The following is a 12097-nucleotide window of genomic DNA, read 5'->3' as shown; positions in this document are numbered from 1 at the left end:
CCCCCGAGAAGCCCCCATGATTCCCCACGTGTTCCATCTCACTGCGCCGACCAAGCACCTGCTTTGGGAAGAGCGCAAAATCCAGGCCCGCCTGCAACGGCTGCTGCCGGGCTGGACCTGCCATGTCTGGGACGATGCCGACAACTCGGCGCTGATGCGTCGCGCCTTCCCGGAATTGGCCGACCGCTACGAAGCGATCCGCTTCGGTGTGATGAAGGCCGACATCGCCCGCTGCGCCTACATGCATACCTATGGCGGGTTCTATTTCGACACCGACTACAAGCTGCTGCGCACGCTGGGCGCGGACGTGCTGGCACAGCAATGCGTGCTGCCGATCGAAGAGGGCGCGCCCGGCAACGAGCAGTTCAAGATCGGCAATGCGGTGTTCGGCTCGGAGGCAGGACATCCGTTTTGGCGCGCCTTCATCGAGCACATTTTCACCATGCATGCGCCCGAGACGCTGGAAGACCACCGGCAGATTCCGATGATTTCCGGCCCGCGCGGGTTGACGCGTTTCTACAACGCGCACGCCGGCGAGTTTGCCGGCATCGTGTTCCCGGCGCGCGACGCGTTCCATCCCGATCGCACCTGGTTCGGGCTCGGCCACCGTGGCGGCACGGTCGCGGTGGGCTCGCATCTGTGCTGGGCGTCCTGGCGCGGCAAGTCGCCACGCCGGGCAGTGACCAATTACCTGCGTCGCAAGCTGAGCGCCGTGCCGATCTGACCGGGCCAGGCAGCACCCCCGCCGCGCGCAGCGCCGACGGCGCGTGGCGGTTGCCCAGGAGTGGCCGCGCCTGTTCTACAGGCGCGCAGGCACTGCCTGCGTCGCCTTGAAGTCGAGCGGTCTACACCACCATCGCTCTGGCCGCCCGGTGGGCGCGGCCGGTGCTCCGCATCGGCGTGTACCGCTCGGTGACCGACGTCCTGCGCACCGTCCGCTTCCCGCTAGCGACTGCGACTGCTCGCCATGCGTATCGGTGGCGCTCAGGCCGCCTCGGCCTGGCTCTGGCGCGGACCTTCCTTCAGCGCACGCCCGATCAATCCGACCAGCAGATCCAGCTCGTCTTCGTCCATCGCAAAGTGCGGGGTGAAGCGCAGCGAATTCTCGCCGCCGTGGATCACGTTGACGCCGCGATGGCGCAGCCATTCCTCGGTGGAACCGGCGCCATAGCACTTGAATTGCGGCGCCAGCTCGCAGGAGAACAGCAGCCCGGTGCCCTGCACCTTGGTGATCAGGCCGCCCAGCTCGGACTGCAGTGCCTGCAGCTTTGCGATCGCCTGCGCGCCGCGGGTGCGGATGTTCTCGCGCACCTGCGGGGTGAACAACGCCAGCGTGGCGCAGGCGACATCCAGCGCACGCGGATTGGTGGTCATGGTGTTGCCGTAGGTGCCTTTGCGATACACCTGCGCGGCGTGTTCGGTCACCGCCAGCACCGACAACGGGTATTGCGCGGCGTTGAGCGCCTTGGAGTAGGTCTCCAGGTCCGGCGGGTCGAGCTGTTCGAAGCCGGGGTAATCCACCACCGACAGCACGCCGTGCGCACGCAGGCCGGCCTGGATCGAATCCACCAGCAGCAGGCTGCCGTGCAGGCGGGTCAGCTCGCGCGCGGCGGCATAGAACGCGGCCGGCAATGCGCGGCCCGGGTCGCCTTCGCCCATCACCGGCTCCAGGAACACCGCCTCGATGAACCAGTGATTGCGCGCGGCCTCGTCGAAGGCGCGCTGCAGCGCCGCCACGTCGTAGGGCGCGATCGCGATCACCGAGTCTTCGTCGCGGTAGCTGGCCAGGTACTTGGTGTAGGTCTTGCGGCTGGAATCGGAATACAGGCCGGGGCGGTCAGTGCGGCCATGGAAGCTGCCCTTGACCACCACGCGCTTGATGCTGGCGCCGGCATGGCGCGCGCCCGGATCGGTGTGCAGCTTGGCATTGGTATCGACGATGCGCGCGGCCAGGCCGACCACCTCGGAACCGGAGTTGAGACACATGAAACGTGCGAACGGACAGCCGCCGCGGGTATGCCCGATCTCGGCGCGCAGCGCACGGTCGAGCCGGCGCTGCGCCAGGCTCGGCGTCATCACGTTGGCCATCACCTGCGGACGCGCCATCGCCTCGAGCACCGGCGCGGGGGTGTGGCCGAAGCCGAGCATGCCGTAGCCGCCGGCGTCGTACAGCACCGCGCCCTTGAGCGTGATCACCCAGGGGCCGCGCGCGGCCAGCGCCACGTACGGGGTCACCGCATCGTCGGCGTAGAAGTTGATGAAGCCGTCCTGCACCGCGCCGATCTGTGCGTCTTCGTCCAGGTCCAGCAGGTCGGCGGCCTCGGCGCGCACCAGCGCGTACTCGGCAGCGGCCGCGTCGATGGCGTGTGCGAGATCCGGGTGGCTGGCGGCCAGGCGCGCGATGCTGGCATCGTCCAGGCCATCGGTCAGGCGGCGGCCGGCATGGGCGCGCAACGGGGCGAGCGGGGCGAGGACGGACATGGCGCATCTCCTGCAAGGTGGCGTTCCCTTTCTATTATCGGCAGAAGATCGGCGTTTGGCAGCGTGAATCCGGGCAGGAAGTCGGGTATTTTCGTCGAATCGACGAACCATTTGGGCGAAAAGTGAAAATCACTCCCTCCGACGAACGCCTGCTGTCGCTGCTGCGCGAGGACGCGCGCGCCTCCACCGCGCAGATTGCGCGCCGGCTCGGGCTGTCGCGCACCACCGTGCAGAGCCGGATCGACAAACTCGAGCGCGATGGGGTGATCAGCGGCTACACCGTGCGCACCCACGACGCCTACGAACAGGGCCGCATCCGCGCGCACATCCTGATCACCGTACTGCCCAAGAAGATGCCCGCGGTGGTCAAGGCGCTGCGCGACATCCCGCAGGTGCGCCTGCTGCATTCGGTCAGCGGCGCCTACGACCTGATCGCCCTGGGCGTGGTCGGCGGCGTCAACGAGATGGACGTGCTCACCGACGCCATCGGCGCGATCGACGGCGTGGAGCGCACGACGACGTCGATCATTTTGTCGACGAAGTTCGAGAGGTGAGGGGCGGGAATCGGGAGTGGGGAATGGGGAATCGTAAGAGCCAGATCCGAGGGCCGAAACTCATACGGCGCAGACTGGCCCGCTTTTACGATTCCCGATTCCCGAATCTCCATTCCCCGCCGCAGTTACAATAGCCGGCTCCTCAGCCAACACATCCTGCGGCCTTGAAGAAGTCCGATTTCAACTATTCGCTGCCCGACGAGCTGATCGCCCAGGCGCCATTGGCCGAGCGTGCGGCCAGCCGCTTGCTGGTGGTGCCGCCGTCGCCGCAGGCGCTGGTCGACCGGCAGGTGCGCGATCTGCCCGAGTTGCTGCAGCCGGGCGATCTGCTGATCTTCAACGATACCCGTGTGATCCCGGCGCGGCTGTTCGGGCAGAAGGCCAGCGGCGGGCGGGTGGAAATCCTGATCGAGCGCCTGCTGGGCGAGCGGCAGGCGCGCGTGCAGATCGGCGCCAGCAAGTCGCCCAAGGCCGGCAGCTGGATCGCGCTGGATGCCGGCGGCCAGGCCGAGGTGCTGGGCCGTGACGGCGAGTTCTACCTGCTGCGCTTCGAGATCCCCACGCCGCTGGAGCACTGGCTGCTGGAGGCCGGGCGCCTGCCGCTGCCCCCGTACATCCGTCGCGAGCCGGGGGTGGAAGACCGCGAGCGCTACCAGACCGTGTTCGCGCGCGAAGTGGGCGCGGTGGCCGCCCCCACTGCCGGGCTGCATTTCGACGAGGCATTGCTGGCGCGCCTGCGCGAGCGCGGGGTGGAGTTCGGCCATGTCACCCTGCACGTGGGTGCCGGCACCTTCCAGCCGGTGCGCGTGGACGCGCTGGATCAGCACGTGATGCACACCGAATGGCTCAACGTCGGCGCCGCGCTGGTCGAGCAGGTGCGGCGCACGCGTGCGCGTGGCGGGCGCGTCATCGCGGTGGGAACCACGGTGGTGCGCTCGCTGGAAAGCGCCTGGCGCATCACCGATGCCGCGCCCGAGGGCGAGTTGCTGCCGTTTGCCGGCGAAACCCAGATCTTCATCCTGCCCGGCTACCGCATCCGCAGCGTCGACGCGATGGTCACCAACTTCCATCTGCCCGAAAGCACGTTGCTGATGATGGTCTCGGCCTTCGCCGGCCGCGAGCGCATCTTCGCCGCCTATCAACACGCCATCGAACAGCGCTATCGCTTCTTTTCGTATGGCGATGCGATGCTGTTGTGGAGCAGGGAATCGGGAATCGGGAATGGGGAATCGTAAGTCGGCATCCGCCGAACGATCAGCCACCTGCCAACCGCTTCTCCGATTCCCCAATCCCGATTCCCCATTCCCGGCCCCTCCATGTCCCGACTCCAGTTCCAGCTCCAAGCCACCGACGGCCATGCCCGCCGTGGGCGCCTGACCTTTCCGCGCGGCACCGTCGAGACGCCGGCGTTCATGCCGGTGGGCACCTATGGCTCGGTCAAGGGCATCCTGCCCGAGCAGATCCGCGCGCTGGGTGCGGAGATCATCCTGGGCAATACCTTCCACCTGTATCTGCGCCCGGGCCTGGATGTGATCGGCGACCACGGCGGGCTGCACGGGTTCGCGCGCTGGGACGGGCCGATCCTCACCGATTCGGGCGGCTTCCAGGTGTTTTCGCTGGCCCATCGCCGCAAGATCACCGAGCAGGGCGTCACCTTCGCCTCGCCGACCGACGGCGCACGGGTGTTCCTGGGCCCGGAAGAGAGCATGCAGATCCAGAAGGTGCTCGATTCGGACATCGTGATGATCTTCGACGAATGCACGCCGTACCCGGCCACCGAAGAGGTGGCGCGGCGCTCGATGGAGCTGAGCCTGCGCTGGGCGCAGCGCTCGCGGCAGGCGCATGACGGGTTGGGCAACGACGCGGCGCTGTTCGGCATCGTGCAGGGCGGGGTGCATCCGGACCTGCGCAGCCGCTCGCTGGACGGGCTGCAGGACATCGGTTTCGACGGTTACGCCATCGGCGGGCTGGCGGTGGGCGAGCCGGAGCACGAGCGCAATGCGATGCTGGAACACCTGCATCCGCGCCTGCCGGCCGAGCGCCCGCGCTATCTGATGGGCGTGGGCCGGCCCGAGGACCTGGTCGAAGGCGTGGCGCGTGGCGTGGACATGTTCGACTGCGTGATGCCCACCCGCAACGCGCGCAACGGGCATTACTTCACCTCCTTCGGCACCGTGCGCATCCGCAACGCCAGGTACGAGCGCGACCTGGACACCATCGAGCCGGGCTGCGGCTGCCATGCCTGCAGCAGCGGCTACACGCGTTCGTATCTGCGCCACCTGGACCGCTGCAACGAGATGCTCGCGCCGATGCTGGGCACCCTGCACAACCTCTGGTACTACGAGAAGCTGATGGCCGACCTGCGCGCGGCGATCGCGGCGGGAACCTTTGCGCAGTTCCGGCGGTCCTTCTATGCGGCACGCGGCGCCACCACGCCGCCGTTGCCGGGGGAAACCAGCTGAGACCGGCCGTCCGCGCCCCGCGCGGACGGTTTGGAACCTGCATGGCATAATTCCCGGCTGTTCCGCTCCGGCGGTACCTGAATAGCGAGCGGGCCGCTTGGCGCGCTGGCACCAAAACTAGGACGCACTGAATGAATCTGCTCGATTTCCTGATCCCCGTCGCCCAGGCGCAGGCCACTGGCGGCGCGCCGGCGCCCGGCCCGATGGGAAGCCTGTCCACCTTCGCGCTGCCGATCATCCTGATCGCGGTCATGTATTTCCTGATGATCCGCCCGCAGATGAAGCGCCAGAAGGAGCACAAGTCGCTGCTGGACAAGCTGGCGCGCGGCGATGAAGTCATCACCTCCGGCGGCGTGGCGGGCGTGATCACCGACATCGGCGACAACTTCATCACCGTGGAAGTGGCCGACAACGTGCGCATCCGCGTGCAGAAGAGTGCCGTCGGCCACGTGCTGCCCAAGGGCACGCTGAAGTCTGCCAACTAAGCGGCAACCAACCTGCTGCGCCCACTGTCAGGTGGGCGCAGTCGGTGCCGCGAACCGGCGCGCACCGCTCCGCTCCGCGCACCGCCGCATCCACCTGACGACCGCTGGCGTCATTGTGTTGGCCGCTGGAAGTCGTTTTCACTGCTAGGCGCGTCGCCGGGATGGTGTCGCGCGGGACTGTCGCAATGCTCGAATTTCCTCGCTGGAAGTATTTCCTGATCCTGCTGGTGCTGGCGGTCAGTGCGTTGTACGCGCTGCCCAACATCTACCAGAAGGACCCGTCCGTGCAGATCACCGCCAGCCGCGGTGCCCAGCTCGACGACGCCTTGCGCAGCCGCATCGACGCCGACCTCAAGGCCGCCGGCATCACGCCAAAGGCCGTCACCAAGGAGGGCGACAGCCTGATGGTGCGCCTGCCCAGCCTGCAGGCACAGACCCGCGCCAACGACGTGCTGCGCCAGCAACTGGGCGAGAACTACACGGTTGCGCTAAATCTGGCCTCGACCGTGCCGGACTGGCTGGCCAAGCTGGGCGGCCGGCCGATGGTGCTGGGCCTGGACCTGGTCGGTGGCGTGCACTTCGCCATGCAGGTGGACCAGAAGGCCGCGCTTGAAAAGCGCCTGGACGGCTTTGCCGAAGACATCCGCACCACGCTGCGCGATGGCCGTATCGCCTATCGCTCGGTCGAGCGTCGCGGCGACAACAGCATCCAGGTCAGCGTGAGCGAAGGGGCCAGCGTCGACGCTGCGCGTACCGCGCTGGCCAAGTCGCAGCCGACGCTGACCTATGACGTCAGCGGCCAGAACATCTCGGTGAAGGTGCCCGAGGCCGAACTCAAGCAGATCGCCAGCGGCGCGATCGAGCAGAACCTCACCACCTTGCGCAACCGTGTCAACGCGCTGGGCGTGTCCGAACCGACCATCCAGCGCCAGGGCGAAGACCGCATCGTGGTCGAACTGCCCGGCCTGCAGGACACCGCCGAGGCCAAGCGCCTGATCGGTGCCACTGCCTCGCTGGAATTCCGTGCGGTGGTCGAAGGCAATGCCGAAGACGCCGTGCGCAGCGGCAGCATCCCGCCGGAAGCCAAGGTCTACCGCGTGCGCGATACCGGCGCGCCGGTGCTGCTGAACAAGCGCGCGCTGGTGACCGGCGACCAGATGGTCAGCGCCAGCGTCAGCACCGACCAGAACGGCATGCCGGCGGTGGCGGTGACGCTCAACAACGTCGCCGGCCAGCGCATGCTCGACTACACCAGCGCCAACGTCGGCAAGCTGATGTCGGTGGTCTACATCGAGCGCATCCCCACCGTGACCATGGTCGACGGCAAGGAAGTGCGCAGCGTTCGGGTCAAGGAAGAAGCCTTGTCGCCGACCCGCATTGCGGGTGTGTTCGGCAAGAACTTCCAGACCACCGGTCTGGAGAAGACCGAGGCCGAAAACCTGGCCAAACTGCTGAAATCCGGCTCGCTGGCCGCGCCGATGGATTTCGTCGAGGAATACGTGATCGGCCCGAGCCTGGGCGCGGAGAACGTGGAGCGCGGCGTCACCGCAGTGATCTACTCGTTCCTGTTCACGCTGGTGTTCTTCACCATCTACTACCGCGTGTTCGGCGCGATCACCTCGGTGGCGCTGCTGTTCAACCTGCTGATCGTGGTGGCGGTGATGTCCTTGTTCGGTGCCACCATGACGCTGCCGGGCTTTGCCGGCCTGGCGCTGTCGGTGGGCCTGTCGGTGGACGCCAACGTGCTGATCAACGAGCGTATCCGCGAGGAGCTGCGGCTGGGCGTGCCGGCTAAATCGGCGATTGCCGCCGGTTACGAAAAGGCCGGCGGCACCATCCTGGACGCCAACCTCACCGGCCTGATCGTGGCGGTGGCCCTGTATGCGTTCGGCACCGGCCCGCTGAAGGGCTTCGCGCTGACCATGATGATCGGTATCTTCGCCTCGATGTTCACTGCGATCACCGTGTCGCGTGCGCTGGCGGTGCTGATCTATGGCCGCCGCAAGAAGCTGAAGACCGTCGCTATTTAATGCGAGTCCCTCGCAAGAGCCCGCACATCCATGTGCGGACTTTTTAGGAAGATCTTTTAATGAAAATTTTTCCGCTTCATCTGATCCCGAACGACACCAGGATCGACTTCATGCGCCTGCGCAAGCCGGTGCTGATCCTGATGCTGGTGATCGCGGTGGCCTCGGTCGGCGTCATCGTCGGCAAGGGCTTCAACTACGCGCTGGAATTCACCGGCGGCACGCTGGTGCAGACCTCGTTCCAGAAAACCGTGGACGTGGACCAGGTGCGCGAGCAGCTGGCCAGGGCCGGCTTCGAGAACGCCCAGGTGCAGAACGCACGTGGCGGCAACGAAGTGATGATCCGCCTGCAGGCGCGCGAGCAGCACAACAACCGCGACGATGCCGCCAGCAGCGTGGCCGAAGAAGTGCGCAAGGCCGTCAGCACCGCGCAGAACCCCGCCACCGTGCAGCCGGGCGAATTCGTCGGCCCGCAGGTCGGCAAGGATTTGGCCTTGAACGGCGTGTACGCCACGGTGTTCATGCTGGTGGGCTTTCTGATCTACATCGCCTTCCGCTTCGAGTGGAAGTTCGCGGTGGTCGCCAGCCTGACCGCCTTGTTCGACCTGCTGGTCACCGTGGCCTTCGTGTCGCTGACCGGCCGCGAATTCGACCTGACCGTGCTGGCCGGCCTGTTGTCGGTGATGGGCTTTGCGATCAACGACATCATCGTGGTGTTCGACCGCGTGCGCGAGAACTTCCGCGCGTTGCGGGTGGAGCCGCTGGAAGTGCTGAACCGCTCGATCAACCAGACGCTCTCGCGCACGGTGATCACCGCGGTGATGTTCTTCCTGTCGGCACTGGCGTTGTACATCTACGGCGGTGAGTCGATGGAAGGCCTGGCCGAGACGCACATGATCGGCGCGGTGATCGTGGTGATCTCCTCGGTGATCGTGGCAGTGCCGATGCTGAGCATCGGGCCGTTTGCGGTGACCAAGCAGGATCTGCTGCCCAAGGCCAAGGACGTGGAGGCGCTGGCGCGTCGTCCTTGATCGGTTGGCAAAAGGTCTGACGAAAAAACCGCGCATTGCGCGGTTTTTTTGTTTCTGGGGTTGGGCGTCGTAACTGTATGGTCTGCACTACGATGCCGTTATTCAAGTTTGTGAAAGCTAGGGATTTTGTCCGGCACGTGATGTCGATCGATACCCAGTGCGTTGCGGTAGAGAGCCGCTGGCCAGGATGAAGCGCCGTGTCCAACTGAGACACGCCTGTTCGGTGCGCAAGCTGTAGTGCCGAACGCGCAAGCGGTCACGCACTCGATCGAGCAACCGCGCCGGCGGACGTGCTGTTACGCCATTGTTTTTGGGGGTGTACTTCATACGCTCGCGTCCTTGCTGGATAAGGTTGGAAGCCTCGTAATGGTAGAGTCCGCTAGCCATCGTGTAATCCCGTTATCGCTGCTAGGGGTTTTCCCCCATTCACAAAGCGCCAGCGATCGAAGATACTCCGCGCAACACCGCATTTCGGCGGTCCAATACTAGTTAGACGTTGCCGACCATGCCGATTACCATCACTAAGAAACTTAAAGCCGAGCTCTGCTTGATAGTGTTTCTGCTCTTCTTGGCATTAGTTGTCGGTCCACTGTCTTTGTGCTCAGTGTTACGTCCAGAATCAGAATTACTTGCGTCGTGGTTCCAGCGAAGTGGTGCAATTACCTCTATCTTCGCTGCACTTGCACAATTCCGCATCACTGGATTCTTAGAATCGATTCGTGGGGGTACTTTTGCAGAGTCGTGGTCCCTCTTCCATATGTTCAAGACTCATCATCACGTTCTGTCTTGGGCAGCTGCCATCTTGGCAATTTGGGGTGCGCTCGTCTGGGGATACGGTGACTTACTCATCCAGAGCGTCTAACAATTCATTTAAGTCGATGCCGCTTCGCGGCACGGCTTAACTCACGCGTTAGGCCTCATGTATCGAGTAGTCCTTGCCTGTAGTGGAGTTCCTGAGCGGGTCGGCGCTGCCGCTGCCTGTGACATCGCTGATGAATTCACGCACCGACCCTGGCACCAGAACGTTCATTGCTCGTGGAACGGCTCTCGGCTGCTGCTGCAAGCGGACAACGACTACGACACGGATGGTTCTGCCCTGACGGACGAGTTCTCGGACGCCATCGCAGCGTGCATTGCAGAAGGCTTTAATGGCAGCATCACAGTCGAGTCGGTCACAGCGTTAGCTGGGGCCTAACAATTCATTCAAGCCGAACCCGCTTCGCGGGTCGGCTTAATTCAGGCTTTAGGGGGCAGTGACAGCTTATGGATTGGCGCCACGTTCTATTTGCCGCAGAACAAGGCATACCAGGACTCATCGGGCTCACTTCTATCCTCCCGGTTTTTGCTCTCGCTGCAACACCAAACGGTAAGCTCAAGGCGTCAGCTGCAAGCCTTTCTGCTTTCCTTGTTTTTGCGGCCTCGTGTCTTCTGGCAGGCATTCCCGGCATTGAATCATCGCAACCCGCTAGGTATTTCCCGGTAGCTGGGCTCGTCGTAACAGTCGCCCTAGTTGCCCCTTCGGGCTTGGCCCTTCGGTGGCGCTGGGTGGGCGTGCTGCACCTGCTTACAGTCTCAGCGTCTGCATACCTATGGTTCGTCGGCAGCTTGGCGATCAGTCATGACGCCACGTAGGCTGCCCCCTAACAATTCATTCAGGCCGATGCCGCTTCGCGGCACGGCTTAATTCAGGCGCTAGGCAGTGGTGGAGCAAATCAGTTGGTGGGTAGGGCTTCGGTCGGTTGGCTGGCATGCAGGCGGTCGGCTCCGGCAAGTCGCTATCACCGTTGCTGGTTGCGGTAAGTTCGGTGCTTCGCCCTTGTCCGTCATTGCCGCGGCACGCTCGTTGCACTTGGCTTCGGTAGCAGTCCGCATCGGTGCGTCGCTGGGCAAGCTCCATCCCGCAGGCTGTGGCACACTCGGTCCAGGCGGCAGTGCTGGGGAGCATGGTTGCACCATCCAACCTTTGCGGCCACTCACTGCCTAACAACTCATTCAAGCCGAAGTTGCTTCGCAACTCGGCTTAATCCAAGCGTTAGCCGCTAATGGGAGAATCACGTCACATGAAGTGCTATCAGTGCCCTTCTCCGGCCATGTATCAAGTTGGGGATCAGAATATCCCGCTGTGCCTCAATTGCTACTCAAAGGTGGCATGCATGGAGCAGCAACAGCTGGAGAATCACGAGCGCATGCTCAACTACCTGAGCGATGAGATAGCCTTTAGCGTTGGCATGCCATCCTTGGGCGGCCCCCGGTTTCAGCCGCGGCCCAAGCCAGTTCACGTCGGAGACGTCCGTTTGAACAATATTTCGGTCAATAACAGTGTCGTCGGCACAGTCAATACTGGCTCAATAGGTAGCTTGGACCAGTCCATTTCTGCTTTGGTCCAGCTCAATGAGCCGCAAGTTGCTCAAGCGTTCAAAGGACTTTCGGAGGCAATCCTTCAGAGCGGCGACCTGACAAGGAACCAGCGCAATGAGCTCATTGAGGCACTTAACGCCATCTCGCGGGAGGCTGCCACGCCGCCCGAAACACGCCAAAACACGGTTGCACTATCGCTCTTGGAGCGGGCCGAGAAGATTACGTCAATGGCTAACGACATCAGTGAGGTATGCCAGCGTTACTGGCCAGCCATCACCGCCGTATTTGCGTCGGTTAGCGGCTAACAATTCATTCAAGCCGAACCTGCTTCGCGGGTCGGCTTAATTCAGACGTTATACGGTGCAATCATGCTGGCAACGATACTCACGTGGCTCTCCGTAATTGCAGGCTTCATGTCTGCTGGAGCTTGGCTCTATGCTAGCAACGTGAAGGTGACCCGGAGGGGCGCACTGGAAAAGCGCCGAAAACGTGCCGAGAAGACTGGCGAAAAGCCAAACCTTGGTGGCATTGAACTCTTCGGTGCTGAGTTGAAAGAGACTATGGAGGCGCAGGTCAGATGGAACTCAGTAGGTGCAGTCTTAGCAGCTATTGCCGTTGCGTCACAGGCAATTACTCAGATGCTACGCGGCGTATAACAATTCATCCAAGCCGAAGTTGCTTCGCAACTCAGCTTAATTC

The 12097-nt window shown here is 63.8% G+C and carries 10 protein-coding genes; 9 read left to right on the top strand and 1 reads right to left on the bottom strand.

From position 1 onward, the window contains the following. Positions 1–16 precede the first annotated feature (16 nt). The gene (locus tag EO170_RS19235) at positions 17–724 is read left to right on the top strand and encodes a glycosyltransferase (RefSeq protein WP_104582108.1); all 708 of its coding nucleotides are present in this window, start codon (positions 17–19) and stop codon (positions 722–724) included. Between the two features lie 260 nt (positions 725–984). Here EO170_RS19235 and EO170_RS19230 read toward each other — a convergent pair whose 3' ends face one another. Next, positions 985–2481, bottom strand: a complete 1497-nt coding sequence (locus tag EO170_RS19230; protein WP_126947458.1) for an aminotransferase class III-fold pyridoxal phosphate-dependent enzyme — start codon at positions 2479–2481, stop codon at positions 985–987. Positions 2482–2603: 122 nt separating this feature from the next. Here EO170_RS19230 and EO170_RS19225 point away from each other — a divergent pair, with 122 nt between their 5' ends. From EO170_RS19225 to EO170_RS19180, 8 genes are all read left to right on the top strand, one after another. After that, positions 2604–3035 carry an Lrp/AsnC family transcriptional regulator gene (locus tag EO170_RS19225; RefSeq protein WP_104582110.1) on the top strand — a complete coding sequence of 144 codons (432 nt, stop codon included), beginning with the start codon at positions 2604–2606 and terminating at the stop codon, positions 3033–3035. 164 nt (positions 3036–3199) lie between these two features. Beyond that, on the top strand, positions 3200–4270 hold the full coding sequence (gene queA, locus EO170_RS19220) for a tRNA preQ1(34) S-adenosylmethionine ribosyltransferase-isomerase QueA (protein ID WP_104647937.1): 1071 nt from the start codon (positions 3200–3202) through the stop codon (positions 4268–4270). A gap of 81 nt (positions 4271–4351) precedes the next feature. Next, entirely contained in the window at positions 4352–5497 is a 1146-nt protein-coding gene (gene tgt, locus EO170_RS19215; protein WP_115677458.1) for a tRNA guanosine(34) transglycosylase Tgt, read from the top strand. Positions 5498–5628: 131 nt separating this feature from the next. Continuing rightward, a complete protein-coding gene (yajC, locus tag EO170_RS19210; RefSeq protein WP_104533651.1) occupies positions 5629–5982 on the top strand; it encodes a preprotein translocase subunit YajC in 354 nt (117 codons plus the stop codon). A gap of 185 nt (positions 5983–6167) precedes the next feature. Beyond that, a complete protein-coding gene (gene secD, locus EO170_RS19205) occupies positions 6168–8012 on the top strand; it encodes a protein translocase subunit SecD (RefSeq protein ID WP_164741103.1) in 1845 nt (614 codons plus the stop codon). Between the two features lie 59 nt (positions 8013–8071). Beyond that, complete coding sequence (secF, locus tag EO170_RS19200; protein WP_126947452.1) at positions 8072–9040, top strand: protein translocase subunit SecF; 969 nt, start codon at positions 8072–8074, stop codon at positions 9038–9040. A gap of 2153 nt (positions 9041–11193) precedes the next feature. Then, the gene (locus EO170_RS19185) at positions 11194–11703 is read left to right on the top strand and encodes a hypothetical protein (protein WP_126947449.1); all 510 of its coding nucleotides are present in this window, start codon (positions 11194–11196) and stop codon (positions 11701–11703) included. 63 nt (positions 11704–11766) lie between these two features. Beyond that, positions 11767–12054 (top strand): hypothetical protein, encoded by a 288-nt coding sequence (locus EO170_RS19180; protein ID WP_126947446.1) that lies wholly within the window; start codon positions 11767–11769, stop codon positions 12052–12054. Positions 12055–12097 lie beyond the last annotated feature (43 nt).

It is taken from the genome of Xanthomonas sp. BRIP62409 (genome assembly GCF_003992965.1).
GTDB classification, from domain to species: domain Bacteria; phylum Pseudomonadota; class Gammaproteobacteria; order Xanthomonadales; family Xanthomonadaceae; genus Xanthomonas; species Xanthomonas euroxanthea.
Note: the sequence above shows the minus strand (reverse complement) of the source record. Positions and strands in the feature narration are given on the sequence as shown.